This window comes from Serratia sp. P2ACOL2 (assembly GCF_003691565.1).
In the GTDB taxonomy this organism is placed as follows: domain Bacteria; phylum Pseudomonadota; class Gammaproteobacteria; order Enterobacterales; family Enterobacteriaceae; genus Serratia; species Serratia liquefaciens.
Map to the genome: position 1 here is coordinate 3,554,444 of NZ_CP033162.1, position 26,441 is coordinate 3,580,884.

General features: G+C 55.3%; 26 protein-coding genes, 1 tRNA gene and 1 pseudogene. 8 read left to right on the forward strand and 20 right to left on the reverse strand.

From position 1 onward, the window contains the following. The first annotated feature begins 7 nt into the window (after nucleotides 1–7). Nucleotides 8–694, forward strand: coding sequence for an aspartyl/asparaginyl beta-hydroxylase domain-containing protein (locus tag EBA31_RS17365; protein ID WP_020827724.1), 687 nt, complete (start codon nucleotides 8–10; stop codon nucleotides 692–694). Here the strand turns inward: EBA31_RS17365 and EBA31_RS17370 are convergent. The 5 genes from EBA31_RS17370 to EBA31_RS17390 form a co-directional block, all read right to left on the reverse strand. Continuing rightward, the gene (locus EBA31_RS17370) at nucleotides 691–1,407 is read right to left on the reverse strand and encodes an ABC transporter ATP-binding protein (RefSeq protein WP_020827725.1); all 717 of its coding nucleotides are present in this window, start codon (nucleotides 1,405–1,407) and stop codon (nucleotides 691–693) included. The two genes, EBA31_RS17365 and EBA31_RS17370, sit on opposite strands and share 4 nt — an antisense overlap. Continuing rightward, the gene (locus EBA31_RS17375; RefSeq protein ID WP_044552471.1) at nucleotides 1,404–2,279 is read right to left on the reverse strand and encodes an ABC transporter ATP-binding protein; all 876 of its coding nucleotides are present in this window, start codon (nucleotides 2,277–2,279) and stop codon (nucleotides 1,404–1,406) included. The genes EBA31_RS17370 and EBA31_RS17375 overlap by 4 nt, the downstream gene beginning before the upstream one ends. Further along, the gene (gene livM / locus EBA31_RS17380) at nucleotides 2,276–3,562 is read right to left on the reverse strand and encodes a high-affinity branched-chain amino acid ABC transporter permease LivM (RefSeq protein ID WP_020827727.1); all 1,287 of its coding nucleotides are present in this window, start codon (nucleotides 3,560–3,562) and stop codon (nucleotides 2,276–2,278) included. The genes EBA31_RS17375 and livM overlap by 4 nt, the downstream gene beginning before the upstream one ends. A gap of 11 nt (nucleotides 3,563–3,573) precedes the next feature. Beyond that, on the reverse strand, nucleotides 3,574–4,488 hold the full coding sequence (locus EBA31_RS17385) for a branched-chain amino acid ABC transporter permease (protein WP_020827728.1): 915 nt from the start codon (nucleotides 4,486–4,488) through the stop codon (nucleotides 3,574–3,576). A 230-nt stretch (nucleotides 4,489–4,718) separates the two neighbouring features. Then, nucleotides 4,719–5,837 carry a branched-chain amino acid ABC transporter substrate-binding protein gene (locus tag EBA31_RS17390; RefSeq protein ID WP_020827729.1) on the reverse strand — a complete coding sequence of 373 codons (1,119 nt, stop codon included), beginning with the start codon at nucleotides 5,835–5,837 and terminating at the stop codon, nucleotides 4,719–4,721. Nucleotides 5,838–6,327: 490 nt separating this feature from the next. Between EBA31_RS17390 and EBA31_RS17395 the strand changes: the two genes are divergently transcribed. Beyond that, a tRNA-Asn gene (locus EBA31_RS17395) sits at nucleotides 6,328–6,403 on the forward strand. Between the two features lie 154 nt (nucleotides 6,404–6,557). Here EBA31_RS17395 and EBA31_RS27255 read toward each other — a convergent pair. The 11 genes and pseudogenes from EBA31_RS27255 to EBA31_RS17445 form a co-directional block, all read right to left on the reverse strand. After that, nucleotides 6,558–6,646: pseudogene (locus EBA31_RS27255) on the reverse strand (type II toxin-antitoxin system PemK/MazF family toxin); the annotation flags it as partial. A 133-nt stretch (nucleotides 6,647–6,779) separates the two neighbouring features. Beyond that, entirely contained in the window at nucleotides 6,780–7,706 is a 927-nt protein-coding gene (gene rbsK, locus EBA31_RS17400; RefSeq protein ID WP_122079852.1) for a ribokinase, read from the reverse strand. Then, a complete protein-coding gene (alsK, locus tag EBA31_RS17405; RefSeq protein WP_122079853.1) occupies nucleotides 7,703–8,647 on the reverse strand; it encodes an allose kinase in 945 nt (314 codons plus the stop codon). The genes rbsK and alsK overlap by 4 nt, the downstream gene beginning before the upstream one ends. Nucleotides 8,648–8,662: 15 nt before the next feature. Beyond that, entirely contained in the window at nucleotides 8,663–9,343 is a 681-nt protein-coding gene (gene alsE / locus EBA31_RS17410) for a D-allulose 6-phosphate 3-epimerase (protein WP_046373107.1), read from the reverse strand. Nucleotides 9,344–9,375: 32 nt separating this feature from the next. Continuing rightward, a complete protein-coding gene (locus EBA31_RS17415; RefSeq protein ID WP_115058460.1) occupies nucleotides 9,376–10,446 on the reverse strand; it encodes an ABC transporter permease in 1,071 nt (356 codons plus the stop codon). An 11-nt stretch (nucleotides 10,447–10,457) separates the two neighbouring features. Next, nucleotides 10,458–11,447: an ABC transporter permease gene (locus EBA31_RS17420; RefSeq protein ID WP_122079854.1), complete on the reverse strand. Its 990-nt coding sequence runs from the start codon at nucleotides 11,445–11,447 to the stop codon at nucleotides 10,458–10,460. Then, nucleotides 11,440–12,972: a sugar ABC transporter ATP-binding protein gene (locus EBA31_RS17425; protein ID WP_122079855.1), complete on the reverse strand. Its 1,533-nt coding sequence runs from the start codon at nucleotides 12,970–12,972 to the stop codon at nucleotides 11,440–11,442. The genes EBA31_RS17420 and EBA31_RS17425 overlap by 8 nt, the downstream gene beginning before the upstream one ends. Before the next feature lie 2 nt (nucleotides 12,973–12,974). After that, the gene (locus tag EBA31_RS17430) at nucleotides 12,975–13,961 is read right to left on the reverse strand and encodes a substrate-binding domain-containing protein (protein WP_244995323.1); all 987 of its coding nucleotides are present in this window, start codon (nucleotides 13,959–13,961) and stop codon (nucleotides 12,975–12,977) included. Nucleotides 13,962–13,979: 18 nt separating this feature from the next. After that, entirely contained in the window at nucleotides 13,980–14,837 is an 858-nt protein-coding gene (locus EBA31_RS17435; RefSeq protein ID WP_046373103.1) for a DeoR/GlpR family DNA-binding transcription regulator, read from the reverse strand. Between the two features lie 609 nt (nucleotides 14,838–15,446). Next, nucleotides 15,447–16,238 carry a PhzF family phenazine biosynthesis protein gene (locus EBA31_RS17440; protein WP_122079856.1) on the reverse strand — a complete coding sequence of 264 codons (792 nt, stop codon included), beginning with the start codon at nucleotides 16,236–16,238 and terminating at the stop codon, nucleotides 15,447–15,449. Between the two features lie 215 nt (nucleotides 16,239–16,453). Continuing rightward, nucleotides 16,454–17,407: a LysR family transcriptional regulator gene (locus EBA31_RS17445; RefSeq protein ID WP_122079857.1), complete on the reverse strand. Its 954-nt coding sequence runs from the start codon at nucleotides 17,405–17,407 to the stop codon at nucleotides 16,454–16,456. Between the two features lie 139 nt (nucleotides 17,408–17,546). Between EBA31_RS17445 and EBA31_RS17450 the strand changes: the two genes are divergently transcribed. Both EBA31_RS17450 and EBA31_RS17455 read left to right on the forward strand, forming a co-directional pair. After that, on the forward strand, nucleotides 17,547–18,716 hold the full coding sequence (locus tag EBA31_RS17450; RefSeq protein WP_122079858.1) for a M20 aminoacylase family protein: 1,170 nt from the start codon (nucleotides 17,547–17,549) through the stop codon (nucleotides 18,714–18,716). Nucleotides 18,717–18,751: 35 nt separating this feature from the next. Beyond that, complete coding sequence (locus EBA31_RS17455; RefSeq protein ID WP_122079859.1) at nucleotides 18,752–19,540, forward strand: ABC transporter substrate-binding protein; 789 nt, start codon at nucleotides 18,752–18,754, stop codon at nucleotides 19,538–19,540. A gap of 69 nt (nucleotides 19,541–19,609) precedes the next feature. On the opposite strand, the gene tmaR is transcribed toward EBA31_RS17455, so the two are convergent. From tmaR to EBA31_RS17470, 3 genes are all read right to left on the reverse strand, one after another. Further along, nucleotides 19,610–19,927, reverse strand: a complete 318-nt coding sequence (gene tmaR / locus EBA31_RS17460; protein WP_020827737.1) for a PTS system regulator TmaR — start codon at nucleotides 19,925–19,927, stop codon at nucleotides 19,610–19,612. Between the two features lie 161 nt (nucleotides 19,928–20,088). After that, the gene (locus EBA31_RS17465) at nucleotides 20,089–21,156 is read right to left on the reverse strand and encodes an FUSC family protein (RefSeq protein ID WP_020827738.1); all 1,068 of its coding nucleotides are present in this window, start codon (nucleotides 21,154–21,156) and stop codon (nucleotides 20,089–20,091) included. A 99-nt stretch (nucleotides 21,157–21,255) separates the two neighbouring features. After that, nucleotides 21,256–22,023, reverse strand: a complete 768-nt coding sequence (locus tag EBA31_RS17470) for an N-acetylmuramoyl-L-alanine amidase (protein ID WP_122079860.1) — start codon at nucleotides 22,021–22,023, stop codon at nucleotides 21,256–21,258. A 214-nt stretch (nucleotides 22,024–22,237) separates the two neighbouring features. Between EBA31_RS17470 and EBA31_RS17475 the strand changes: the two genes are divergently transcribed. After that, nucleotides 22,238–22,984: an XRE family transcriptional regulator gene (locus tag EBA31_RS17475; protein WP_122079861.1), complete on the forward strand. Its 747-nt coding sequence runs from the start codon at nucleotides 22,238–22,240 to the stop codon at nucleotides 22,982–22,984. Between the two features lie 40 nt (nucleotides 22,985–23,024). On the opposite strand, the gene EBA31_RS17480 is transcribed toward EBA31_RS17475, so the two are convergent. Then, complete coding sequence (locus tag EBA31_RS17480; protein WP_122080653.1) at nucleotides 23,025–24,134, reverse strand: SDR family oxidoreductase; 1,110 nt, start codon at nucleotides 24,132–24,134, stop codon at nucleotides 23,025–23,027. Nucleotides 24,135–24,392: 258 nt separating this feature from the next. Between EBA31_RS17480 and EBA31_RS17485 the strand changes: the two genes are divergently transcribed. The 3 genes from EBA31_RS17485 (at nucleotide 24,393) to sbcB (ending at nucleotide 26,401) form a co-directional block, all read left to right on the forward strand. After that, complete coding sequence (locus tag EBA31_RS17485; RefSeq protein ID WP_122079862.1) at nucleotides 24,393–24,602, forward strand: hypothetical protein; 210 nt, start codon at nucleotides 24,393–24,395, stop codon at nucleotides 24,600–24,602. 76 nt (nucleotides 24,603–24,678) lie between these two features. Then, on the forward strand, nucleotides 24,679–24,873 hold the full coding sequence (locus EBA31_RS17490) for a DNA polymerase III subunit theta (protein WP_046373098.1): 195 nt from the start codon (nucleotides 24,679–24,681) through the stop codon (nucleotides 24,871–24,873). 100 nt (nucleotides 24,874–24,973) lie between these two features. After that, complete coding sequence (gene sbcB / locus EBA31_RS17495) at nucleotides 24,974–26,401, forward strand: exodeoxyribonuclease I (protein WP_122079863.1); 1,428 nt, start codon at nucleotides 24,974–24,976, stop codon at nucleotides 26,399–26,401. Nucleotides 26,402–26,441 lie beyond the last annotated feature (40 nt).

Below are 26,441 nucleotides of genomic sequence, written 5' to 3' on the forward strand. Positions count from 1 at the left end.
GGTCACTATGTCAGCTATCTACGATTGGTCTGTGCTTGCTCTTCGCCGTATTTACGATCGCCGCATCAGCAGTTCACCGGTCCTCGACAGCAACCGGCTGTTTCCCGACGCCCAACGCTTTACCGCTCACTGGCAGCAGATACGCGAGGAAGCGCTGACCGTAGCGCAAGATCTGCGTAATATCCCACGTTTTCACGAGATCATGAGCGAACAGGCGTCGATCTCCGCCAACGACGCTCGCGACTGGCGGATGTTTATCATGCAGGCCTATGGGCAGCCGATAGCGCGCAACCTCGCCCGTTGCCCGCAGCTTGCACAATTGATCGCCTCTTCCCCGGACGTGCTTTCAGCCTCATTGTCGTTCCTGGCACCCGGCAAACAGGTGCCCGCGCACCGTGGCCCATTCCGCGGCATTCTGCGCGGCTATCTGGTGTTGTCGATGCCCAAACGCGCCGACGGTGAACCCGCTGCGGTGTTGAAAGTCGACGGGCGGGAGTACCGGCTGAACGAGGGGGAATTTATGCTGTGGGACGACACCTTCGAACACGAAGTGTGGAACGACAGCGACCAGGTGCGCACCGTGTTGTTGCTGGATATCCGCCGCCGCGATTTGCCACGCGGCCTGCGGATCTTGTCCAGTGGCATCATCGCTCTGGTACGGCTGAACGTGCGTGTGATCCAGCGCCAGTTTTAAGCGCCGCCCAGATAAGCCTTCCTCACCTCCTGATTGCTTAACAGCTCCGCGCCGCTGCCGGTCAGCCGGATTTGGCCGTTGACCATCACATAACCGCGATCGGACAGCTTGAGCGCATGGTTGGCGTTCTGCTCCACCAGGAACAGCGTCATGCCGCCACGGGTCAATTCGCGCAGAATGCTGAAGATCTGTTTGACGATAATCGGTGCCAGCCCCAGGCTCGGCTCATCCAACAACAGCAGCTTCGGGCGGCTCATCAAGGCTCGGGCAATCGCCAGCATCTGCTGTTCGCCGCCGGACATGGTCATCGCCCGCTGGTTGCGCCGCTCCTTCAGGCGTGGAAACAACTCGAACATGCGCTGCAGGTCTTCATCCACATAGCGATTGCCGACAGTGATGGTGCCCATCAGCAGGTTTTCCTCCACGCTCATGTCCGGAAAGATCCGTCGCCCCTCCGGCGCCTGGGCGATACCGCTGCTGGCAACGTAATGAGTAGAACGCTGGCTGATATCCTCTCCGCGAAACAGGATCTGCCCGCCGCTGATGCGCGGTTGGCCGAAGATCGACATCAGCAGCGTGGACTTGCCCGCGCCGTTGGCGCCAATCAACGCCACCGTTTCCCCTTCATTGACCTGTAACGAGACCTGCTGCAACGCCTGGATCGGGCCGTAAAACACGTCCACATTGCGAAATTCCAACATCACATTGCTCATCCCGCCAGCTCCTCTTCATCCGCGCCAAGGTAAGCGGCGATCACCGTGTCGTTATGCTGTATTTCTTTTGGCGTGCCTTCGGCGATCACATCGCCATGGTCCAGCACAATCACCCGATCGGAAATTTCCATCACCATGCCCATATCGTGCTCGATCAGCAGCACCGTGATGCCGTGGTGCTGACGCAGGAAACGGATAATGCGGCTCAGGGTCGCCGTCTCCACCGGGTTCAGCCCGGCGGCGGGTTCGTCAAGGCAGATCATCTCCGGCGTGGTGCACATCGCCCGGGCGATCTCCAGCCGCCGCTGCTGGCCGTACGACATCTCCCCCGCCAGCCGATTGGCGCAGTCCACCAGCTCCACCACTTCCAGCCAGTAAAAAGCGCGATCCAGCGCCTGGCTTTCCGCCCGGCGATAGCCCGGCGTATTGAGCACCCCGGCGACCAGATTACGGTTGCTGAGCATGTGCTGCGCCACCAGCAGATTCTCCACCACCGACATTTCGCGAAACAAACGGATGTTCTGGAAGGTGCGAGCCAGCCCGGCACGATTGACCAGATGGGTCCCGCCGAACATTTTGTAGTACAGGCGCGATCCCAACCGCTTCGGGTTTACCCAGTCGCCGGCGCGAAACTTCTGCCCCAGCACCTGGATCACGTCGGTTGGCCGTTTGTGGGTGTTAAGCAGGATGGCGCCGCCGGTGGCGCGGTAAAAGCCGGTCAGGCAGTTGAACACCGTGGTTTTGCCGGCGCCGTTGGGGCCGATCAACGCGGTGATCGAGCCGCGTTCGACCGCCAGATTCACGTCGTTGAGCGCCTTGATGCCGCCAAAATGCATCATCAGATGCTCAACCTGCAAGATTGCGTCGCTCATGGCGCCACCCCCTTGCGCGGCGCAAAGCTGGTTCGGCTGATCCGTACCAGCCCACGCGGTCGCCAAATCATCATCGCCACCATCAGCACGCCAAACAACAGCACGCGGTACTCGGCGAAGCTGCGCAACAGTTCCGGCGCCACCGTGAGCACGAACGCCGCCAGCACCACGCCAATGGTCGATCCCATCCCGCCCAGCACCACGATCGCCAGGATCAACGCCGATTCGAAGAAGGTAAACGAGGTGGGGTTGACGAACCCCTGATAGGTGGCGAAAAATACCCCGGCCAGCCCGGCGGTGGACGCGCCCATCATAAAGGCCGACAGCTTGACCAACACGTGGTTTAAGCCGAGCGACCGACAGGCGATTTCATCCTCGCGCAAGGCTTCCCAGGCGCGGCCGATCGGCATGCGCGTCAACCGGTGCTTGATGTACAGCACCAGCAGCACCACCAGGAACAGCACCGCATAGATAAAGATAAATTTCAGGTTAGGGTTATAAGTGATGCCAAGGAATTCATGAATCGGCACGCCGCCGTCCTTCGCGCGTCGGCCAAACTCCAGGCCAAAAATCGTCGGCGCCGGGACCGAGACGCCATTCGGCCCGCCGGTCAGCGACATCCAGTTGTTCAGCACCAGCCGGATGATCTCGCCAAACCCCAGCGTGACGATCGCCAGATAGTCGCCGTGCATACGCAACACCGGGAACCCCAGCAGCGCGCCGGCCAGCGCCGCCATCAGCGCCCCCAATGGCAGCATCGCCCAGAACCCGAGGCCGAGATACTGGTAGCCCAGCGCCAGCCCATAAGCACCAATGGCGTAGAACGCCACGTAGCCCAGATCGAGCAGCCCGGCGAGCCCGACAACGATGTTCAAGCCCAGCCCGAGCAACACGTAAATCAGCCCCAGTATCGCCACCGTCAGCAGGTATTTGGTGGCGACAAACGGAAACAGCAGCGCGATGACCGCCATTAACGGAATAATCCAGCGCAGGCTGGTCCTGGCGCCGATCGGCCGGACATACACCCCGTCGTTACCGCCGTCAAAACGCGTCAGTAATTTACGGCCCGGTGCAGTTTGCAGAAACAGGCTCAGTAACAGCCGCCCGGCCATCACCACCGCGATAATCCACACCAGACGGTGCGGCTCGAAGTTAAAGCTGTAACCGTTAAGAACGATGCCGACGATCGGCCCAAACACGATCAGGGCAATCAGCCCGGCCAATACGGCGTCCAGCAGGCTGCGCTTAACGTTCAGTCCTGGGTGAACCTCAGAGTGCGACATAAGTTTTCCCCTCAAACCTTAGCGACCATTGGCCGTCCGAGCAGGCCCTGAGGGCGGAAAATCAGGATCACCACCAGCAAACCGAAGGAGAACACGTCTTTGTAATCCGAGTTCACCATGCCGGCGAACTGCGCCTCCGCCACGCCCAGCAGCAGGCCGCCCAGCATCGCGCCGGGTAACGACCCTATGCCGCCCAATACCGCGGCGGTAAAGGCTTTGATGCCGATGATAAAGCCGACGTAGAAATCGAAGGTGCCGTAGTTCATGGTGATCAACACCCCCGCCAGGCCGGCCATGGCGGCGCCGATCACGAACACCAGGGAAATGACCCTATCGGTGTTGATGCCGAGAATTGACGCCATTTTGCGGTCTTGCTGAGTGGCGCGACAAATGCGCCCCAGCCGGGTGTGTTGAATGATGTAAGTGAGGATCGCCATGCCCAGCAGCGACGCGAACAGGATAAACACCTTGGTGTAGGTGATTTGAATCACCCCGCCGTCAAAGTTGAGGCGGAACACTCCATCCAGCAGGGTTGGGATCCCTTGCTGGCGTGGTCCCTGGCTGATTTGCGCGTAGTTTTGCAGGATCAACGACATGCCGATTGCGGAGATCAAGGGGGCTAAACGGGTAGAGTTACGCAAGGGTTTGTAGGCGATACGTTCGATCACCCAGCCATACACGCCGGTGATCACGATGGTAAACACCAGCGTACCGAGGATCAGCAGCGGGAACGACTGCAGGCCGAAGAACGACAGCAGCGCCAGCCCGATGGCGCACAGGTAGGCGGAGATCATATACACCTCGCCGTGGGCGAAGTTGATCATGCCGATAATGCCGTAAACCATGGTGTAGCCGATGGCGATCAGGCCATAAACTGCGCCGAGCGTCAGGCCGTTGATCAATTGTTGCAGAAAGAAAACGTCCATAATGAGCAGTCTCGCCTGGTGGGACCGCAAGCAACAGCAGGCGCGGCCCAAGGGAAGAATCGGCGCGGATCCGCAGCACATGCGGATCCGCTTGCTGGTTAATCCTCAATGGATTTCAAACTGCAGCCAGGCGGCAAGTACGTGAATCCCCAGGAGCTTAGGTCCACTAAGTGACTGGGGTGAACGTAGGCAGCCAACAACGCTGCGGCTTGAAAGACGCCGAGGATTGTTTAGAGTTGGTGATATTTGCCTTTGTCGTCCCACTGATAGACCACGTAATCCGATACCTTCAGGTCACCTTTCTTATCCCAGGCCTTTTTGCCCATCACGGTATCCACATCATGAGATTTCAGCCATTCGCTGGCCTTGGCGCTGTCTTTGCCGCCGGTGGCGTTAAAGGCCGCGGCGATCGCCTGAATAGAGGCGTAGGAGTAGAGGGTATAACCTTCCGGCTCGAAACCGCTGGCGCGGAATTTGGCGATCACCGCCTTGCCTTCCGGGATTTGGCGCGGATCGTTACCGAAGGTCATCAGCACGCCGTTGGTGTACTGCGGCCCGCCGGCAGCAGTCACCAGCTCTTCGGTCACGATACAGTCGCCGGAGAAGAACTTGGCGGTGACGCCCTGCTCACGCATCTGGCGCACCAATGGTCCGGCTTCTGGGTGGCAGCCGCCAAAATAGACCACGTCGGGTTTAACCGAGGCAATTTTGGTCACCAGCGCGTTAAAGTCTTTTTCACCGCGCGACAGCCCTTCATACAGCACCTCTTTCACGCCGCGCTTGTTCATTTCCGCCCTGGCGGCATCCGCCAGCCCCTGGCCGTAGGTATCCTTGTCGTGGATCACCGCAATGCGCTTGGCCTTCAGGGTATTCAGCATGTAATTGGTGGCGATCACCCCTTGCTGATCGTCACGGCCGCACATGCGGAACATGTTGGTCATGCCGCGCTCGGTGATCTGCGGGTTGGTAGAGCCAGGGGTGATGGCGATAATACCGGCTTCGTCATACACCTCGGAGGCCGGCATGGTGGAGGATGAGCAGAAGTGTCCCACCACCGCTGCGACCTTGTCCTGATCGACCAGGCGGTTGGCGACCGAAACCGCCTGTTTGGGTTCACAGGCGTCATCCCCCTGCACCAGCTTAATTTTTTCCCCTTTAATCCCACCGGCGGCGTTGATATCCGCTGCCGCCTGCGAGGCACCACGCCAGTACTGATCGCCATAGGTCGCATTCGGCCCGGAGAACGGCCCGGCGACGCCGATAACGATATCGGCCTGAGCATAAAAAGCAGAACCTAAACAACCGATAAGCAGAGCAGCGAGCGGACTTTTAATCAATTTCGATGACATTGTTGTATTCCTCAGCACTGTTTTAGCGAAACGCCCAGAGGCGTGGAGCAGTCACTTTATGTGTAGACGGGGAAAATAATTTGCGCGAGAGCGCAGTCGCATTACCCGAATTTAAGCAAGCAAAAATCCAGCCATTGTGACGGCCAATACATATTTTCTGTTTATTCATCCTACATATCAGAGGGAAAATGCGTGGGGATCGCTGCGCTCAGGTGGCTCTGTGGGGGGCTCTGGCGGCAATTGTGCGAAAAAACTTCTCGGCGATGTTGGCCACATGCAAATCAACCGCGAGATCCTTCGCACCGTAAATGTGCAAAGGCCGGTGCAACATCACGCCAGGGGTTTTACAGTGATAATCAGAGCTGACAGGGGGGATAAATGCCGAAAAACAACGCAACATGTTCATTCCGACAGCAAACGCACTTTTTTCGCAGTTTAGTGCTTTGACAAAGCCGCACCACCCCGCTATTATTCGCCCCGTTCACACGATTCCTCTGTAGTTCAGTCGGTAGAACGGCGGACTGTTAATCCGTATGTCACTGGTTCGAGTCCAGTCAGAGGAGCCATATTAAAGACGCCCGCTTAAGGAAACTTAAGCGGGCGTTTTGCTTTCAGGCATTCTGATAGTGTGAATTACATAAGCTGTAGGTCCAATAAGCGCTGCGCCATCAGATAATGATACGGAACTTACGCCGGACATTTATCAGTCGCATCCTCGCATCAGCTCAGAATGGCCTCCAGTCTGGCCAGCACTTCATTCACAACAGCGTCAGGTATAGTTCCAGTCGCTTACTGCTCCGGGCTCCCATGGCTAGTGAAAATGCCCTTTTACAAACAACAAAAGCAGCAACTTCTTGCCACGATAATATTCCAGCCTTCCCTCGTTGTGAGCAGAAAGCATAAGGCAAAGCCGTCTGAAACCCTCTGCGAGAAGGCGCTAAACTACCTTCTCCCCATTCTTTCCTTAGCCTCTTCATAGTTCGGCATTGAAGCCGCTGCGCCTGCGCGTTCGACGCATATGGACGCATAGGCGGAGGCAAACTGCGCGGCCTCTGAAAGGGTGAGGCCAGCAGCAAGCTGTGAGGCCAGTGCACCGTTGAAGGCGTCACCTGCGCCGGTGGTATCGACCGGCGCGGCCGGGCAGGCGGCGATCAGTTGCGTTTCCCCCTTCACCGAAAGCAGCGAACCCCGAGTGCCGAGGGTAATTATCAGCGCCTGAATTCCTTTGGCATGCAGCACATGAGCAGCACGCTGGGCGGAGGGAATGTCATGGACTTCAATACCACTTAGCAGCGTGCATTCGGTGGCGTTTGGCGTAAGCAAATCTACCTGTTTCAGTAAACGCTCGGAAACCGGCTGGTACGGTGCAGGATTGAGAATGATGTAGGTTCCGTTGTCTTTCGCAATAGCGATCAGTTTTTCGATTGCCGGCAGGTTATTTTCCAACTGGGTCAGCAGGATATCTGCTGCCGCCACCGCAGGACGGCACTGTTCGACTTCTTCGTCGGTAACCGTCAGGTTCGCGCCGGGATCTACCGCAATCATGTTTTCAGCCTCGGCCCCGGCGACATAAATCAACGCATTGCCAGTAGGGCATTCACTGGTGGAAAACAATGTGACGGCATCAAAACCAGCGCTCTCGAGGTGCCGGCGGGCAAACATGCCGAAATCATCGCGGCCGACTTTGCCGATGTAATGCACTCGCGCACCAGCTCGCAGCGCAGCTACGGCCTGGTTCGCTCCTTTGCCGCCCGCCCCCATCATGCTGTTGCGGGCAATCAGGGATTCTCCCGGTTGGGGGAAACGAGCCATGCCTGCGACAATATCGAGGTTGAAAGAACCAAATACGCACACCTTGCCTTTGTTCATGCCTCTCTCCTGAAGGAAAATGTTCCGCCGGCCAAGGCTGGCTGCGGCGGAAAAATGCGCTGTGCGGCTAAACACGCGCCACGACACCCGGTCTCGTCGGTGACGGCGCTGAAATGGATTGTCAGGCTGGCAGCCGGAAACGGACTGCGTAAATGGCTGCGTAACTGCTGTTCGAGTTCGGCCAGCGGGAAGTTCTCCATCGCCAGCACGCCGCCGCCCAACACTAAATACTCGGGATCAAGAATGTTCATTTCGCTGGCCACGGTGCGCGCCAGTCGTGCTACAAATTCGATTAAATCGACGTGCCCGGCATGATGTACAAACAGTTCGGCGAACGGCGTCTGTGGCGCGTGTTGCCGCGCCCAGCCGGTCAGCCAGTTACCCGAAGTCACCGTCTCGACGCAGCCGGCTTTACCGCACGGACAGGGCAGCGGATTTCCCGCCAGAGGAATGTGCCCGATCTCGCCTGCACCGCCGTGCGCGCCGTGGTAAAAATCGCCGTTGATCCACAAACTGTTGCCCATCCCGGTGCCAAGATAAAGCCCGACGGCGATATCCGGCAGCGCACTCTGCTGCGTTAAATCCCACCACATCAGATGGTTAACGTCTTTATCCATCGCTACCGGTAGATGCAAACGTGCTGAAAGCAGTGCCGCCACCGGCTGGTTATCCAGCGCGGGGATAAACGGCAGCGACAATACGATCTGGCGGTCACGCGAAAGTATGCCCGGCATTCCGAGCATCACCTGCGACACCTGATGATGCGGATCTTGCTCCTGCAAATATGCCGTGATCAGGTTTTTCAGCCCCTGTAACGGATCAGACTGTCCCGCCCAACTTTGGGTCGGGGTTTTGTGATAGCCGCGAAAATTGCGCTGGCTGTCCATCAGCATTAAACGGGTATTGGTGCCCCCAACATCGACTCCAAGAAAGTGCGGCATACGGCTCTCCTGCCCTCAGGCTGCGTGACGCGCCTGACGCATCTGATCGAGCATTTTGTCCCAGGCAACATCCAGATCGCTGTCCAGCGTGAACAGGCCGGAACTGCCGACGATCAATACTTCCGCGCCAGCCCCCATCAGATCCTGATAGGTACGCAGGTTGCAGGAGCCGTCGATTTCGATCAGATAACGGTAGCCTTTTTGCTGTTTGAGGTCTCGCAGCTGAGCGATTTTCCCAAGCATTTCAGGAATGAACGGCTGACCGGCATAGCCCGGGTCCACGGTCATCACGGTAATTTTATCCAGCAGATGAATATAGTGCTGGATGTACTCCACCGGCGTCGCAGGGTTGAGCACTACGCCGACTTTTTTCCCCAGCGAGCGGATCTGATTAATGATGCGAAACGCGTCGCGGTTAATGGTTTCGGCGTGAGGGCAGATAAAATCAGCGCCGGCTTTGGCAATCGGCTCGATAAAGTCCGCCGGATTTTCCACCATCATATGCACGTCCAGAACAAGCGGTGTGTACGGACGGATCTGCTCGATAAAGAACGGCGACAGCGTAATATTTTTAACGTAATGGCCGTCCATGATGTCGATGTGCAGCATGTCCGCGCGGCGGTTCAACACTTCGAGTTGCTGTTTAATGTCGATCAGGCTCATGCACATCAGCGACGGAGAAATTTTGTATTCCATGATGTTTTCCTAAGTCAGAAGCAATTTTCAAATTAAGATTGAGCCGCACGCGCTTTGGCGGCGCTCATTCTCCCCGCCCTTTTTTGCAGATAACGGCTGCGGAAGAATTTCACCGCCAGTACCACAATCAATACCGCACCCCACATCGCCAGGCTGAAATGCGGGCTGACGTTCATCAGGTTCAGGCCGGTGGAAATCACTTGAAGGACAATCAGCGAGAGCACCACGCCTGCCACTTTACCGAAACCACCGTTCGGATCGGTACCGCCGAGAATGATGGCAAGAACCGTCAGCAGCAGATACGAATCACCGTAACCCATGCGTGCCGAGTTGAAGCGCGCCATCATAATCAGCCCGGCAATCACGCATAACATGCTGGAAATCACGTAGATGGCGATCAGTACGCGGTGCGTATTGACACCGCTGAAATGAGTAGCGTTGATGTTGCTGCCGCTCATGTAGACGTATTTACCGAGACGGGTGCGTTCTAAAAACACCGCGACCAGGACCGCAGTCAGCAAAAAGATAATCAGCGGGACGGGCACACCGAGCAGGGTTTCCGCACCGATAAAGCGCACGATATCCGGCATACCGCTGATAGCCGCGCCGCGCGAAAGGTAAATCCCGACTCCGTTCACCATGGTCATGGTTGCCAGAGTCACCAAAATCGGATGCGCGCCGACATACGCCACCAGCGCACCGGTCAGCATGCCAATTACCAGCGCCAGGATCATTGCGCCGACCAGCGCCAGTGTCAGCCAGACCGCTTGCATCACCATTCCGGCATCGGGTGGCAGACAGGTGAGAAATACCCACGCCATCAGCAGACTGGTCAGGTTAGCGGTAGCGATAATGCACAAGTTCAGTCCGCCGCTGAGAATGGGAATAAACATCGCCAGCGTAAGCAACCCCAACTCCGGCAACTGGAAGGCCACGCTCATAAAGGTAGAATCATTGAAGAAACGCCCCGGCATCGCCAGGCTGAAGCCGGTAATCACCACCAGCAATAACAGCGATAATCCGAACGTGGTGTTGTCAATTTTCAACCGCTGCCGATTATCTGTTTTGGCTTTAAAACTGATATTTTTACTTTTCTCGAACATAGCGGTTTTCCTCAGGCGAAGCCGACTTCGGTTTCTTTGCGTTTCTTATAATGGGTGACGGTAATGGCTACGACGATCACCGCACCGATGACGATGTTCATGAAGTAACTGGAAACGCCGATCAGGTTGAGGCCGTTTTTCATCACGCCAATCAGGAACACGCCCATCAGTGTGCCGACCACGCTGCCTTTGCCGCCGTTGAGACTGGCACCGCCGAGCACCGCCGCCGCCAGCACATCAAGCTCGCCGCCGACCAGCGCATTCGGCACCACTTCACCGACGCGATACACCTGCACCAACCCGCCAATCGCCGCCATCGCGCCGAGATATCCGTAGGCAAACAGATGCAGCAGCCCGACGCGGATACCGATACGTCGCGCGGATTCCTGATCACCTCCGACGGCAAACAGCTGGCGTCCGAGATGGGTTTTGTTGAGCAGGATCCAGCTCAGTCCGGCGACCGCCAGCATGACCACCACTGGCAAACCAATCTGGTAATGCTGCTCGCCGACGCTGAACGGCAGCACGCGAATCGGCGTCGTCAGCCAGTCCGGCAGGTCGTATAAACTGGTGCCGTTGGTCAGCCACATCAGCATGCCAAACAGCAGTGATTGCATACTGATGGTGACGATGATCGACACGATGCGCAGGCAGTAGATCAGAATCGCGTTGATCATCCCTAGCACCGTGCCGATGGCGACCGCCAATAAAATGCTGCCGGTCGGGCTGCTCAGGCCGTAGTGGATCGCCAGCGTAGCGATGAGGTACTGCACGACAGAAGCCACAGCGGCGAACGAAATATCGATACCGCCGGTGACCAGCACCATAAACAGGCCGAGGGAGAAGATGCCGCTGACCGCGTAGCTTTCGGTCAGATCCAGCAAGTTCTGCAAGGTCAGAAACTGGTTGGTGAGTAAGGAAAAGGTGACGATCACCACTAGCAATACCCAGGCTAAATAGCCTTCGTTGCTGGACGGGCGTAACCGGCTGAGCTTAAGCATTGACCGCCTCCGCAAGTTGTTGCTGGGTGATCGCGCCCGGCAGATATTCGCCGACCACCGTGCCGTCACTGAAATGCAGCACGCGATCGCAGTTGAAATAGACTTCCGGCACTTCGTCGGAAATCAGCAGGATGGAAATCCCCTCTTCTGCCATCTGTTGGATCAGCTGATAAATACTGGCTTTCGCGCCGACATCGACGCCAACCGTCGGCGAATCGAGGATCAGGATTTTCGGCTGCGTTAGTACCCATTTCGCGAGCACGATCTTTTGCTGATTGCCACCGGAAAGCGTGGAAATCGCCTGGTCCGGATTGGCGACTTTGACGCCGAGTTTTTCGATCCACTGATGGATGATTTTGTTTTTGCGGTATTCGTCGATCAGGTGAAAACGATTACGCAACTGATCCATGATCGCCAGCACAGTGTTGTCACCGACCGACTGTTGCTGAACCAGACCAAGCGTCAGGCGATCTTCCGAGACGTAACCGACGCCGGATTTGATCGCGTCTTCGTGGCTGCGAAAGCGCACCGGTTTACTGTCGAGGTAGATTTTTCCGCTGTCCGGTTTGGTCATGCCAAACAGGCTGAGCGCCAGTTCAGTACGACCGCTACCGAGCAATCCGCAGAGCCCCAGCACTTCTCCGGCGTGCAGTTTAAAACTGACGTCGTGATACTGGCCCGCACGGGTGAGTTTGTCGGTTTCCAGCATGATGCGTTCGTCATTCATGTTGGCGGCTTTCAGGCGGTAATCGAGTTTCAGCCCGGTCATCAGTTCGGTCAGGTATTCGCTGCTGACTTCAGACGCCGGGAACGTGCCGACTTTTTTGCCGTCGCGTATAACCGTCACGCTGTCGGAAATCTCCAGCACCTCATCGAGGCGATGGCTGACGAACACCACGCTGATGCCTTTGCTTTTCAGATAGTGCACGGTGCGCAGCAGCTGATTCACTTCGGTGCGGGTCAGCGAGGCGGTCGGCTCATCCATAATCACTAAGCGCGCATCGGCCACCAACGCCCGGCAAATCGCCACCTGCTGACGCTGGGCAATCGGCAACGCCGAGACTTTGCTGTCGAGATCCAGCGTGTAATTCAGTTCAGTCAGAATGCGCTGCGCGGTTTCCCGCAGACGTGACGGGCGGTACCAGCCCATCAACCCCCGTAAGTTGTGGTCGAAGGCGATATTCTCGAACACGCTGAGGTTCGGGAACAGCGACAGGTCCTGATAAATCACCTGCACACCAAACTGCCGTGCCTGATCCGGTGACAGCTTGCCGAAACTCTGGCTGCCCTGCGACGGCGAGCTGAGCGTGATCTGGCAACCGTTGTCCGGCTGATAAACCCCCGAGATCACTTTGATCAACGTACTTTTCCCGCAGCCGTTGGTGCCCGCCAGGCAGTGAACTTCGCCCTGCATCAGCCGCAGGGAAATGTCGTTGAGCGCACGCTGTCCACCAAAGGTCACCGACAGGTTTTGCACATCAATCAGCGGCGCGTTATCTGTTTGAACGATCTCGGAGATTGCCATGATTACAGCCCCATTTTGACCAGTTTCGGCAGGTTGGCTTTATCCAGACTTTCGGTTTCGTTGCCCAGAATAGTGCGGGTTGCTTCATCCACTTTCACTTTGCCCATACCTTCAATGCTCATGCCGTCGGTAATTTTCTCACCTTTCTCCAGTTTCTCGGCGATGCGCACGAAGACTTCTCCAGCCACCATCGGATTCCAAATAAAACCCCCTTTGATCGCCCCGGCTTTGACCAGACTTGCGCCCTGACCCGGACTGAACGGCCCGAAGACGCAAACGTCGTCAGTTTTGCCACGGTTAAGCACTGCGCGGCCAGCGCCAATCGGCCCCTGAGAACCGATCGCCAGAATACCTTTCAGGTTAGCGTCTTTGGACATCAGGTCGTTGGTGGTGCGGATGCTGTCATCGAGTGACTCACCCACACCAAATTTATCGCCGACCAGATGCATATCCGGGTAGTGCTCTTTCTGATAATTGATGGCGGCATCGGCCCATTTCTGATGCAGCGGAACGGTCAAACTGCCGACGTACACCGCGTAATCGCCCTTCTCTTTCATGCACTGCGCCAGCGCGACCATATGATTGATACCGTGCTGGGTGGCATCGACCATTTCGAAATCCCAGTCGGCATATTTTTGATCCGGCGATTCATGCACGATGACTTTTATCCCTGCATCGTGGGCACGTTTCAGTACTGGCTCCAGCACGCGGGCGTCGTTAGGTACCACGCCGATCACATCCACTTTTTGCGCGATCAGATCTTCAATCGCACGCACCTGCAATGCCGGATCCGCGCTGGTCGGCCCGACCTGCCATGCGTCGATCCCACGTTTGGCCGCTTCACTTTTGATACCGGCTTCCATCGCGTTGAACCAGGCGTTACCGCCGACTTTCACCACCACGCCCATGCGGATTTTGTCGGCGGCGTGTGCCGACAGGGACAACATGGCTGTCGCGAACAGGCAGGCAAGAACGGATTTCTTGATCATGTTTACTCTCCTGGGAGGTCAGTTATGTGCCGCAGCCAACGGGCCGTTGCGGCTGTTTTTAGTTTTTTTCTGTAGGGGTGACGGCGAAACTTCAATAACGTTAACGTTGCTCCAGGCCAGTTCCTGGCGGAATTCTTCATCTTCCAGATGGTCTGTTATAAGTGTGTCGATTTCCCGGTAGTGGCAGATCCGCGCAAAAGAGCGGCGGCCGAATTTGCTGGAGTCAGCCAACAAAATTTTGTGCTCGGAGGAAAGCAGCATTTGCTGTTTCAGCCGTGCGTGATGTTCGTTGCTTTCACGGATACCGCCTTCGTGGCAGATGCCATGACAGGAGAAAAACAGTTTGTTGATAACGAACTCTTTCAGCATTTGCTCGGCCAGCACGCCAACGAAATCTTCATATTTCGCCGAGTATTCGCCGCCCAGCCCGATGACGCGTACATTGGCCTTCACTGCCAACGTCTGAATGATGTGCACCGAGTTGGTCAGCACCACCAACTGAATGTCGGGCAACTGGCGGGCCAGAAACCAACTGCTGGAACTGCTGTCGAGCAGCAGGCAATCACCGGTATTAATGAACTGCAATGCCCGTTTGGCGATGCGAGTTTTGCTGTCCGGCGACTGATTACTGCGATCGCGAAACGATTCCCCCTGTTCAATCTGCGACGGTACATACGTTTTTTCTGCCGTCGAATGTTCCATAAACACCGCACCGCCATGGCTGCGTAATAGCACGCCGCGCTTTTCCAGCAGCGCCAAATCCCGCCGCGCCGTTTCCAGCGAGATACGGCATAACTGCGCCACTTCCTGCACCAGGATGCGTCCGCGCTGGCTGAGAATTTCGGTGATATAACGATGTCGCTCTATTGGCAGCATGTGGTGATTCCTCTTTCCCGATGTCAAATAGGATACGCAGCCGGACGTTCACGGAATGCGCAATGCCTCAAAGGCGGCCCTGTGTATTTTTTGCCACCCTCGCCCCGTGATAGTTGTCACGAAAAGGTGAGAAAAGATGAAATGTTAAAGTTTGGAGCTGTGGCGAGAACTGCATTAAATCGTCATTTGCCTTGCAACAGGACAGTGACAGCTTTGCAAACGGTCACAATTCCTCGCGGCCTGCGATGACCACGAATGACCGTTTATGAGGATTTGACCGTTTGGCGATAAAAAAGACGCCGGATGGCGTCTTCAGAAGTCGGCGTACTGCTCGATAGCGGATATCACGCCTCGAGTTTCAGTGGTTCAATAACACTCTACAGATAATCCCCTCAGGGCTGATGGTGATTGCCCGTCAGAGTTGCACAACCGACGGCAGCTGCTGCCATTAACATCAGAATAAATATTCTTATCATGAGTAAGTCCATTGGCCTGTGCCCTGAGGATGGATGCACTATGAAGTTAGTTGTGGCAGCTTCTGGGGCTGAGCTGCCGTAGGCAGTTATAGAAAACAGCAGACCTTATATTTTGAGCAGCATTCCAGCCGGTCTAGCGCAACAGCACTTTGCCTATCAAATAGGTTGTTGCCTGTCCGCCGATGTAAACGCGATCGCCCACTAGCTGGCAGCGTAAATCCCCGCCACGCTCTAATCCCTGATGCGCCAACATCTGCGTTTTATTCAGTTTTTCAGCCCAGTAAGGAATGAGCATGCTATGCGCCGAACCTGTAACAGGGTCTTCCGCTACGGCTTCGCCTGGGCAGAAGAAACGGCTAACAAAATCGTATTCATCGTCACCTGCAGCCGTTATACACACCATTTTTCCCAGGGGAAGCATGCCATTGATATTCGGGCGTACAGTTTCGACCTGCTGCCGATTCTCCATTACTACCAGGTAATCACGCGCCACGCGCACTTCTTTGCATTCTGTGATGCCCAACGTGTCCAGCAATAATGCCGGTGGCATGACAGGCTTGGTTTCCCATGCAGGAAAATCGAGCGTCAGCCATTTATCGTTGCGCACCACCGTCAGCGGGCCAACAAATCGGGTAGCAAAATGAATAGTCGAACCTGGGTAATCAAGATGTTCAAAGATAACGTGCGCAGCTGCCAGTGTGGCATGCCCACACAGATTTATTTCAGCCAGGGAGGTAAACCATCGCAACTCAAAGCCAGTATCATTTGCGACAAAGAATGCTGTTTCTGACTGGTTATGCTGCTGGGCCATTTTCAATAATGTCTCATCAGGCAACCATTCTGTTAACGGGCATACCGCTGCAGCATTACCGCCAAAAGTCGTGTTGCTAAAGGCATCTATCATGTAAAAATCAATTTGTTGCATGGCGTAAATCTCTAATCGATCTTCGGGCAGCCCACACTCTACCACGCCACGACAACATGCAATTTCGTATTTTTCATGTATCCACATCCCCCCGAAAAATGAAGATAGCGTCTTACTAACACTGAATACGGTATAGCGTTTTCTTGCGATATGAAGACGTCTGCTTCACGCCCTGAATAGCCGCCCCTCCAACCCGCTCCTACTGCTCCCTATTCCTAAATCAACAGCCGCACCCGATCATAAATCAGTCGGTCCTCCTGTCGTGCGGAGCGGGCGTGCTGGCGCAGAGTGCGAATCAGGTTATCTATCAGCGCATGAGCGGCAGTGCTGAGAATGCTGTTGCGCCGAGTCACGATATTCAGCCGTGCCGGTTCGCAACTTTCCCGCAGCGCCAACGGCTGCAAACGCCCGGCAAACTGCGGCAGGCCGACCAACGGCGCCGGACACCAGGTACACATGTCCGCCGACTCCACCATCGCCTGCAGCATGCCAAGGGAATGCGCATGAATAATACGATTCGGATCGAGGTGAGCGCCGTGGCGGCTGAACAGTTGATGAATTAAATCGTCATGATTTTCCGGTGTGTAGTTCAGCACCCAATCCTGCTCCAGCAACTGGTGAATCGAGGTGCTTTGGCTCAACGAATGCCCCTGCCGCACCATCACCGCCGTTTCATAATCAAGCAAGGGTTCGCAATGAAACTCCTGCGGTGCCATCGAAACCGGAAGCGGCGTGATGGCAAAATCCATCGTGCCCTCACGCAGTTGTGATTGCGCGTTGGCCATCAGGCTTTCAAACAGTTCCAGTTTCACCTTGGGCATCTTTTTGCGAAAGGCCAACACCGCCGTCGGCAACACCGTCAACATCAACCACGGCGTAATGGCCGCTTTCACCTGCTCTTGCGCTAACCCGCGTAACCCCGCCATTTCATTATTAGCCTGTTCCAGCTGATTCAGCACCAACCGGGCATGCGCCAACAGCGTTTTCCCGTACGGCGTAAACCCCAGCCCGCTCGGAGAGCGAAGCAGCAACGGCAGTTCCTGTTGTTGCTCCAGTTCACGCAAAGCGCGCGTAACCGCTGCCTGTGAAAGCCCCAATTGCCTCGCGGCGGCGCGGATACTGCCGCCGTCAGCGCTGGCCACCAATGCCTGTAACTGATGCAGTTTCATGATGCCCCCATGACAACCTATTGTTGTCAGCATAACCGAACGGCGGCTCCCCGACCAACGGGTTGTTTGCTAGTGTCGGGAGTATCTTGTTTTCCGCTTATCGAACGTCGGAAATCGAATATTCAATCAGGATATCGCGATGAATAATCCGCTTATCTTACCTGAAATAGCGGCAGTTAAGCATGAAATGGTCGCTATCCGCCGCCATATTCATGCTCACCCCGAATTGGGGTTCAACGAGTTTGCCACCGGCGAGTTGGTCGCAAAACTGCTGTCCAACTGGGGCTATCAGGTTACTCGGGAATTGGGGCAAACAGGCGTTGTCGCCACCTTGCGGCGAGGCTCGGGAAGATCACTGGGTTTGCGTGCCGATATGGATGCATTGCCGATTGAAGAAACCAGCGGATTAAGCTACACCAGCACCCACCGCGGCGTGATGCATGCCTGCGGTCATGATGGCCACACCACTATGCTGCTGGCAGCGGCGCGTTATCTGGCGCAACACTCTGATTTTACCGGGACTCTGCATCTGATTTTTCAGCCGGCGGAAGAAGGCGGCGGCGGCGCCAGAGTGATGATTGAAGACGGCTTGTTCGAACGGTTTCCCTGTGATGCGGTGTTCGCCATGCACAACGTACCCGGCTTTCGGGTCGGCCTGTTGGGCTTTGCCAGCGGCGCTTTCATGTGTTCGGCCGATACGGTCAATATTACCCTGCACGGTCACGGCGGCCACGGCGCGGTGCCGCAGCACACGGTCGATCCGGTGGTGGTTTGCGCCGCTATTGTGATGAGTCTGCAAACCATCGTCTCCAGAAATATCGATCCGCAGGAAACGGCAATCGTGACGGTTGGCGCGATCCAGGCAGGCCGTGCCGCCAACGTGATCCCTGCCACAGCAACCATGACGCTAAGCGTACGCGCACTGGATGCGGGCGTTCGCCAACGGCTGGAAAACCGCATTAAGGCGCTGGTAGAAGCGCAAGCCGCCAGTTTTGGTGCTCGGGCGGACATTGATTACCAACAGGGTTATCCGGTTTTGGTAAATCACGTGGCGGAAACTGAGCTGGCACGCACGGTGGCATTGGACTGGGCGGGTGAACAGCAGTTGATCCCGTCTCTGCGCCCCTTTACCGCCAGCGAAGACTTCGCATTTATGTTGGAAAAATGCCCCGGCAGCTATATCTCGATCGGCAATGGGGAAAGTACGCCCGGCAATTCGCTACATAACGCCGGTTACGATTTTAACGACGAGTGCCTGCCGATTGGCGCCACTTACTGGGTCAAGCTGGTTGAGCGCTTTTTGGCTTGATCCCTTTTGCACACCATTACGCCGAGGAACATAAAATGAAAACAAAGATTAGCCTGGTTCTCCTGCTGCCGCTGGCGTTAAGTTTCGCCGTTTCTGCTGGGGAATTCAGCGGAAAAGTAATTAAACTCGGCGTGGATCCGACCTATCCACCGCTGGAATTTAAAACGCCACAGGGGGCGTTGACAGGATTTGGGGTCGATATTGCACAGGCAATGTGCGATCAAATGCAGGCCAAATGCGTTTGGGTTGAGAGCAGTTGGGACGGAATGATCCCGGGGTTGCTGGCGAAAAAATTTGATGCGATTGCCTCGTCGATGACCATTACGCCGCAGCGCCAGGCGCAGATCGCCTTCTCGGACAAGGTGTCCAATGCGCCAGCACGATTAGTGGCCCGTAAAGGCAGCAACCTGCAACCCACGGCGGCTTCGCTGAAAGGCAAATCCATTGGCGTGCAGCAGGGATCCAGTCAGGAAACCTATGCCAACGCCCTGTGGCGGCCGGCCGGCGTTAACGTGTTGTCCTACCAGAGCCAGCAGGAAGCCAATGAGGATTTGATCAACGGCCGCTTAGATGCTTCGTTGCTGGCCAGCGTCAGTGCCAGTGAGTTTTTCCACACCCCAGCAGGAAAAGACTTTGCCTTTATCGGTGCCGAACTCAGTGACAGCAAATATTTCGGTATCGGTGACGGCATTGGGCTGCGTAAAGAGGATATCGCCCTGCGTAACGCGTTCAATGCTGCGCTGCAGGCGATCATCGCCAACGGCACCTACAAGAAGGTGAACGATAAATACTTTGATTTTGACGTGTTCGGCGCAGGCCACTAAAGGGGCTGGACTGGGGATACAGGGAAAACAATAAAAGGGCCAGGCGAATGCCTGACCCGATAAAAACGGTTACTTCACTTCGCCCATAGCCTTCAGCTTTTTGGACAGTTCGCGGCGTTCTTTGGACAAATCGGCATTTTTGATGATGTAATCATCAACGCGATCTTCATAGTCGCTGCGCATATTGGCAATGATGCCCTGAACGTCTTCAATGCTCATGCCCGGCTTGATGTACTCGCTCAGGTTATCGAGCAGCAGCACGCGTTTTTGGTTATCACGAACTTTCTTCTCGTTGTCGACAATTTCACGCTGCAGCTTATTTTTACGTCGGAACATACGCACAAACTCCAGAACGTCCTGGAAACTCGGCTTATTTGCATTATCCATCTTCATACCCTTGCTTTAGTAATACACAGATTCATTTGCTTACGGCCACAATGGTACCAAGATACAGGTTTGTGGCGGTCAGGCACAACACTCATCGCCCTATCTTACTCACTTTGACGTCATGACAAAAACCCGAAGCGCCCGCTTCATGATCTGACCCCCTATTCACGCCCGCTGGCGGTACACACCTTGAGCAGATCGCCCAGTTCCTCCAACTGTTGCGTCAGTTCCATGCTCAACCATACGTAGCCATAAATTGGCGCTTCGCCGTGCTGACTGAAGCTGGCCTCCTGCATCAGGGTTTTCAATTCGGCGGCAATTTCGCTCAGTTGCCCCGCTTCAGCCGACAACTGTGTCTGCGGGCCGTCACGCATCGTTACTGCCAGCGACTGCAGCGAATTCAGCGTTAGCAGTTGCGCACTGCGCAGCGTTTTGGCATTCAGCATAATAAAGTGGGTTTCGCGCGAGGCCCAATAAGCGTCGGCCAGCAATTCCAGCGTACAAACCAGGTTGCGGCTCAGCGTCTGCACCGCCTCGAAAACCGCTTTGGGGATGTGGGTCTCTTTGCTGCTGGGGACAATCAGGCCGCGTAATTTAACGACCTTATTGAGCAGGTCTTTCAGCTGTGGCTCCAGCCGCGGCCGTTCTATCATATTTGGTGACAGGTAAGCGCCGTAGATCTTGCTGACGTTTTCCAGGCAATCCGCCATCTCCATACGCCACAAAATATAAGCACGTTGCGGATAAATGCTGGTGAACAGCAACGCCAACAGCGAACCAAAAATTACGTCACCGCTGCGCCACAGTGCGGTATGCATATCACCGGCCCCCGCACCGCAAACCACCGCCAGCGTGATCCCCACCAGCAGCGCCATGTAGGGCCGCTTACCGAGCGTCAGATAGCCACAGAAAAACATCACCACCCCGCACCACACCAGCATCAGCGGCAATGAGTAAAGCTCGAGATACAGGGCAATCAGCCCCGAGGCGGCGCCAAATACCGTACCTGCGATACGCTGCAACGCCCGTTGCAGCACATTGCCCCAGAACGAGATCGGCCCCATCACCACCACCAGCGTAATCAGTGGCCAGGTGCCTTCCGGCACTTCGAGCAGGCGGATCAGCATAAAGGTCAGGATAAACGCCAGCCCAATGCGCACGCCGTGCACAATGCGGTAATGGCGATAGGTCAGACGTTCGAACGAGGATATTTTTCTGTCGAGGCGCACGATGCATCCCGTTATCAGTGGCGAGAAAGAGCATCAGTTTAGCGGAGGAAAGGGTTGGGAGAAAAGGCGGATAAGGCGTCCCTCATCCGCGCTCAAGCCTTAAGCGGCATATTTATCCACCAGCGCGCGTAAAATGGCGGCGGTTTCGGCATCCATCACACCGTCATACTGCCGTTGACGGAAATGCAGTTGGAAGGCGCGAACCAGCTGGCGGTAACCCTCTGCATTGGTCGCCGCCGAGGTGTCGTACCCGTACCTGGCAAATAGCGCCAGTAAATCTTGCTGTGCGGGTACCCCCTGGCATTGATACTCATGCTGATAACGCTGCTTCACCGCGTCGTCATGCCAGGCACCGACACCGGCCTGGTACAGCTGATGCCAAGGAAATTGCGGGCCGGGATCGCTTTTGCGGCCCGGTGCAATATCGGAATGTGCCACTACGTTAATCGGCGTGATATCCGGATAGCGCTGCAGAATATTTTGCGTCAATTGAGTTACTGCCGCGATCTGCTGCGGGTTAAACGGTGGGAAAGTGATGTCCTCGCCATCGCCGCTCGCCAGATTGACGATCTCAATGCCAATCGCGGTATCGTTGAGGTTCGAACGATTGCCCCACTGGCTGGTGCCGGCGTGCCAGGCCCGCTCGACTTCATCGACCAGATTGAAAATCCTTACGCCGCTAAAGCCTGCCGCCTTATAGGTTGGATCTTCGGGATCCGGCACCAGATAATGGGCGCTGACCGACTTGCCGGTCAATGACTGCACCGAGTCGGCAAAATTCTGCGCGGTATAGTGCAGCACCAAAAAGCGCACTCGGTGGCCGAAGCTGGCTACCGAACGGTAGCTGTTGTAATCCATACTGAACATCGTAGATTCCTTGTGAGTTAAACACGTGTGATCCAACCACTGTAAAGGGCAAGAGTATTCGCCCCGGTTCATACTGGCGCAACTTGCAGCGCCCTACAATTCCTTCATGGACCTTGTCCACTCGTCAATATTTAGCTAATTGCTAAATTTAAAGCAAGCTAAATTTAGCAAAAACGATATTTACCTTTTTGCTAAAGAATGCGATCATCCGGCCATGGAAACCAAAGAAATAAGACGCAATAATTTGCGCGAGCTGATGGCCAGCTACGCCCGGCAGGGTATCAACCAGAATGATTTTGCGGTGCTGGTTGAGTCCTCTTCGCCCACGTTGAGCCAAATCAGCGGTGAAAAGTCCTCCCGTAACCTGGGCGATAATCTCGCCAGGCGGATCGAGGCCAAACTAAACCTGCCCAAGGGCTGGTTCGACGTGTTCCATGAAAAAGAATTGGTGCGCCCGTTCGATAACGTGGCGGCAGAGTCGGATTTTCAACCTGCCCGCCTCAAGCCGGTGGTGTGGGAAGATACCGAACAGGACAAGGAAGAGTTTGTGGAAATTCCCCTGCTGGATATCAATTTTTCGGCCGGTGATGGCTGTTATGAAATCGTCGATCGTGAGGAGTTTTCGCTGATTTTCCGCCGCTACTATCTGCATAAGATGGGGGTGGCGGTGAATGCCGCGCGGATCATCCGCATTTCAGGATCCAGCATGGAGCCCCGGCTGCAAGACGGCGACGTGGTGGGGATCAATACCGATGATACTCGCATCCGCGAAGGGAAAACCTACGCGATTCGCCACGGTAACCTGCTGCGGGTAAAAGTGCTGATCGAACAGCCCGACGGTGGCGTCACCATTCGTTCGTTGAACCGGGAAGAATACCAGGACGAACACCTGACCTACCCGCAGCGTAAAGACCAACTGGTGGTGCTGGGGCGCGTTTTCTGGTCGTCTTCGTCCTGGTAATGCGAGGATGCAGCAGGCGCCGCTAACCGGCGCCGTGCTGTTATTTGAAATCCACCACCATCTGCTGCTGAATGGACAGGCCCCGGGTCGACTGCACGCAACAGGCGATATAGTCGGTAAAACGCGGCGGTTTCGGCATGCCCAGCTTAAGGATTTTGTCATTGCTGAACCGCACGTTGAGCATGGCAAAAGATCCATACAGGCGCATCGCTTTCAGCATCAGGCGTTCATTACATGGCCCGAAAATATCTTTGAGCTGCTTGCGCATTTTCAACAGGGCTTCATAACTGACCTGCGCATAGTGATCGCCGAGCGGAGGCTTCTCCAGCGCAGCGGCAATGGCGCGATCGATATCCGCGAAGCTAACGCTGCTCTCTTCACCGGCGGAGATATGATAAACGTCGTTATCCAGCGTTTCGCTGTTCAACAGCATCACCATCGCATCAGCACAGTAATCAACCGGGATCACATCGATATTGTCCTGCAGCGAGCACATAAACTTACGCAGCATCAGCGCCATGCTGAACACCCAGAAAATACTGCTGGAAGGCTGACAGCCCAGGCGAGTATGCCCTACCACGATCGAAGGACGCGCAATCACCAGCGGTAGCTGCGGGCAATGTTGACGCATGAGCTGCTCGATGGTGGATTTGGAGCGGGTATATTCCACCAAATGCTCGGCCGTTTCTTCAAATTCACCGCTTTCCGCTACCAGTGAACCGGGTTCCGGCGCGCAAGACATTGCCGTCCCCACATGCAGGAAACGTTTTAATCCAGACACCTGCGCCATTCTTTTGGCGAATGCCAAAGTGCCTTCCACGTTAACCTTCCAAATAAGGGGGTTATTACCGAAAGAGGCTACGGCGGCACAATTAATAACGTGCGTTACATTGTTAATCCTTGTGTCTGCTAAAAAGTCAGCTGGCTCACTCAGATCCCCCAACAATATATTTTCTATCGTGATTTTAGAAAATAGTTCGGCTTCAATATTAAACTTCCCCATATTCATCCGAATACGGTCTAGCCCCTGCTGTGCATTATCAGCCCGCACTAACAGAAGATAGTTAATCGCCTGATTTTCTTTCAGTAATTTCTCAAGCACTGCACCACCGAGAAAGCCGGTAGCGCCGGTTAACAGCAGAGTTTTCATAATGTGCACCCACATTGGTATTGAATGCTGCTGATTGTATGTGGGGATAATTAAACGGATATTAAATAAAACTCAGTGGCACAAACTTATCTTTTCTTAATATTATCTTAAGGAATGTTTTGAAACATGGCTGCGGCATTTGGTAACACATTAATAAGAAAACAACCATAATAAACACCGCCGTTGACAAAGCATTGATATAAACTCTGATTTAATTCTCTGGTAAATGTTATTCCCTTTTATCATCCGGAGTTTTTTATGAGCTATAACCAAAAAGTCTGGTTGGGCGTCCTGGTCCTGTGCAGCCTTTTCTGGCTGGCGGTGATTGGTGGTGTGTTATCAGCCCATAAAGCCTTTGATCGCGCACAAATGCAAAATCAGCAGGAATATACGGCCAAATACTCTCAGCATTATCAGGGGACTGCGGCATCAGGCCAGCCCCTGCAGGCACGCTCACACACTTCATGAGCCTCCCCCCTGAATGGGGTAGGGACAAGTCAGGTTAACGATCCTATGATGCCCTTACAATCACAGGGAGAATCGTATGGGGCGAAAGCTGGATAGCTTACCGCAAGCAGAACGTGAAAAGATTGAAGCCGATTTACTCGCTCTCAGCGTTATTTATAACGAACGTTATGGCATCAGCACCAACAACAACGGTGCCAGTGCCGAAGAACAAGTGCCCGATTATTTACGCCCCTACTTTCGTCTGCGCCTGAACTACTATCGCAATGCGTAATCCCGCGCATTTCGGCGATTAACGCTAACGACTGCTTGGCATCGCACATCTCGCCGTTACAATAGAGCAATATTTCCTACGCCACCTGAGAGATGCGAATTTGAGCAGCAAGGCACCGGCCACATTTTATATTCACGATTATGAGACCTTCGGCAAAAGTCCCTCCCTGGACCGCCCGGCGCAGTTTGCCGGTGTGCGTACCGATATGGATTTCAACATTATCGAAGAGCCGTTGGTCATCTACTGCACCCCGGCCGATGACTACTTGCCCGATCCTGAAGCGGTGATGATCACCGGTATCACGCCGCAACTGGCGCTGGCCAAAGGCGTCAACGAGGCCGAATTTGCACGCCAGATCCATCAGGCGTTCAGCGTGCCTGGCACCTGCATTCTCGGTTACAACAACATCCGCTTCGATGACGAAGTCAGCCGTAATATTTTCTACCGCAGCTTCTATGATCCCTACGCCTACAGCTGGCAGAACGGTAATTCGCGTTGGGATCTGCTCGATGTGATGCGCGCCTGCTATGCGCTGCGCCCGGACGGCATCGTGTGGCCAGAAAACGAAGAGGGCTTCCCCAGTTTCCGGCTGGAACACCTGACTCGTGCCAACGGCGTCGAGCATGAGCATGCCCATGACGCCATGTCGGACGTTTACGCCACTATCGCCATGGCCAAACTGGTCAAGCAGGCACAACCACGACTGTTTGATTTCCTGCTGCAACACCGCAATAAGCATAAGCTGAACGCCCTGATCGACATCGCAGAGATGACGCCATTGGTGCACGTTTCCGGCATGTTCGGCGCCGCGCGCGGCAACACCAGTTGGGTATCGCCGCTGGCCTGGCACCCGGACAACAAAAACGCCGTCATCATGTGCGATTTAGCCGGTGACATGACGCCATTACTGACGTTGAGCGCCGATGAACTGCGCGAACGGCTGTATACCCGCCGGGAAGATCTGGCACCCGGACAATCGCCGGTACCGATCAAACTGGTGCATATCAACAAGTGCCCGGTATTGGCGCCGGCCAAGACCTTGTTGCCGGAAAACGCCGAGCGACTGGGGATCGACCGTCAGGCCTGCCTGCAAAACTTGCAGTTGCTGCGCCAGCATCCGGAGGTGCGCGAAAAAGTGGTGGCGTTGTTCGCCGAAGCCGAACCTTTCAAAGGCTCTGACGACGTCGACGCCCGGCTGTATGACGGTTTCTTCAGCGATGCCGACAAGGCTGCGATGAAAATCATCCAGCAAACCAAGCCGCAGAACCTGCCGGCACTGGATCTGACTTTCAGCGATGGGCGCATGAAGGAGCTGTTGTTCCGTTTTCGTGCCCGCAACTACCCCAATACGCTGGACGACGCCGAGCAACGCCGCTGGTTACAGCACCGCCAGGAAGTATTAAGCGCCGAGCGAGTGCAGAGCTACGTGCTGCAACTGGAGTCGTTGTATAACCTGCATGAAGGCGATAAAGAAAAGACCGCGCTGTTGAAAGCGCTGTTTGAATACGGCAAAGAGTTGGTGGGGTAACAAAAACAATAAAGGGCGCCAAGGCGCCCTTTTTAATGCT

Bases quoted from the DNA above. Each gene is read 5' to 3' on its own strand.
- EBA31_RS17365 (WP_020827724.1), top strand. From the start codon at position 8: ATGTCAGCTATCTACGATTGGTCTGTGCTTGCTCTTCGCCGTATTTAC.
- EBA31_RS17370 (WP_020827725.1), bottom strand. From the start codon at position 1,407: ATGAGCAATGTGATGTTGGAATTTCGCAATGTGGACGTGTTTTACGGC.
- EBA31_RS17375 (WP_044552471.1), bottom strand. From the start codon at position 2,279: ATGAGCGACGCAATCTTGCAGGTTGAGCATCTGATGATGCATTTTGGC.
- livM (WP_020827727.1), bottom strand. From the start codon at position 3,562: ATGTCGCACTCTGAGGTTCACCCAGGACTGAACGTTAAGCGCAGCCTG.
- EBA31_RS17385 (WP_020827728.1), bottom strand. From the start codon at position 4,488: ATGGACGTTTTCTTTCTGCAACAATTGATCAACGGCCTGACGCTCGGC.
- EBA31_RS17390 (WP_020827729.1), bottom strand. From the start codon at position 5,837: ATGTCATCGAAATTGATTAAAAGTCCGCTCGCTGCTCTGCTTATCGGT.
- rbsK (WP_122079852.1), bottom strand. From the start codon at position 7,706: ATGAACAAAGGCAAGGTGTGCGTATTTGGTTCTTTCAACCTCGATATT.
- alsK (WP_122079853.1), bottom strand. From the start codon at position 8,647: ATGCCGCACTTTCTTGGAGTCGATGTTGGGGGCACCAATACCCGTTTA.
- alsE (WP_046373107.1), bottom strand. From the start codon at position 9,343: ATGGAATACAAAATTTCTCCGTCGCTGATGTGCATGAGCCTGATCGAC.
- EBA31_RS17415 (WP_115058460.1), bottom strand. From the start codon at position 10,446: ATGTTCGAGAAAAGTAAAAATATCAGTTTTAAAGCCAAAACAGATAAT.
- EBA31_RS17420 (WP_122079854.1), bottom strand. From the start codon at position 11,447: ATGCTTAAGCTCAGCCGGTTACGCCCGTCCAGCAACGAAGGCTATTTA.
- EBA31_RS17425 (WP_122079855.1), bottom strand. From the start codon at position 12,972: ATGGCAATCTCCGAGATCGTTCAAACAGATAACGCGCCGCTGATTGAT.
- EBA31_RS17430 (WP_244995323.1), bottom strand. From the start codon at position 13,961: ATGATCAAGAAATCCGTTCTTGCCTGCCTGTTCGCGACAGCCATGTTG.
- EBA31_RS17435 (WP_046373103.1), bottom strand. From the start codon at position 14,837: ATGCTGCCAATAGAGCGACATCGTTATATCACCGAAATTCTCAGCCAG.
- EBA31_RS17440 (WP_122079856.1), bottom strand. From the start codon at position 16,238: ATGCAACAAATTGATTTTTACATGATAGATGCCTTTAGCAACACGACT.
- EBA31_RS17445 (WP_122079857.1), bottom strand. From the start codon at position 17,407: ATGAAACTGCATCAGTTACAGGCATTGGTGGCCAGCGCTGACGGCGGC.
- EBA31_RS17450 (WP_122079858.1), top strand. From the start codon at position 17,547: ATGAATAATCCGCTTATCTTACCTGAAATAGCGGCAGTTAAGCATGAA.
- EBA31_RS17455 (WP_122079859.1), top strand. From the start codon at position 18,752: ATGAAAACAAAGATTAGCCTGGTTCTCCTGCTGCCGCTGGCGTTAAGT.
- tmaR (WP_020827737.1), bottom strand. From the start codon at position 19,927: ATGGATAATGCAAATAAGCCGAGTTTCCAGGACGTTCTGGAGTTTGTG.
- EBA31_RS17470 (WP_122079860.1), bottom strand. From the start codon at position 22,023: ATGTTCAGTATGGATTACAACAGCTACCGTTCGGTAGCCAGCTTCGGC.
- EBA31_RS17475 (WP_122079861.1), top strand. From the start codon at position 22,238: ATGGAAACCAAAGAAATAAGACGCAATAATTTGCGCGAGCTGATGGCC.
- EBA31_RS17480 (WP_122080653.1), bottom strand. From the start codon at position 24,134: ATGAAAACTCTGCTGTTAACCGGCGCTACCGGCTTTCTCGGTGGTGCA.
- EBA31_RS17485 (WP_122079862.1), top strand. From the start codon at position 24,393: ATGAGCTATAACCAAAAAGTCTGGTTGGGCGTCCTGGTCCTGTGCAGC.
- EBA31_RS17490 (WP_046373098.1), top strand. From the start codon at position 24,679: ATGGGGCGAAAGCTGGATAGCTTACCGCAAGCAGAACGTGAAAAGATT.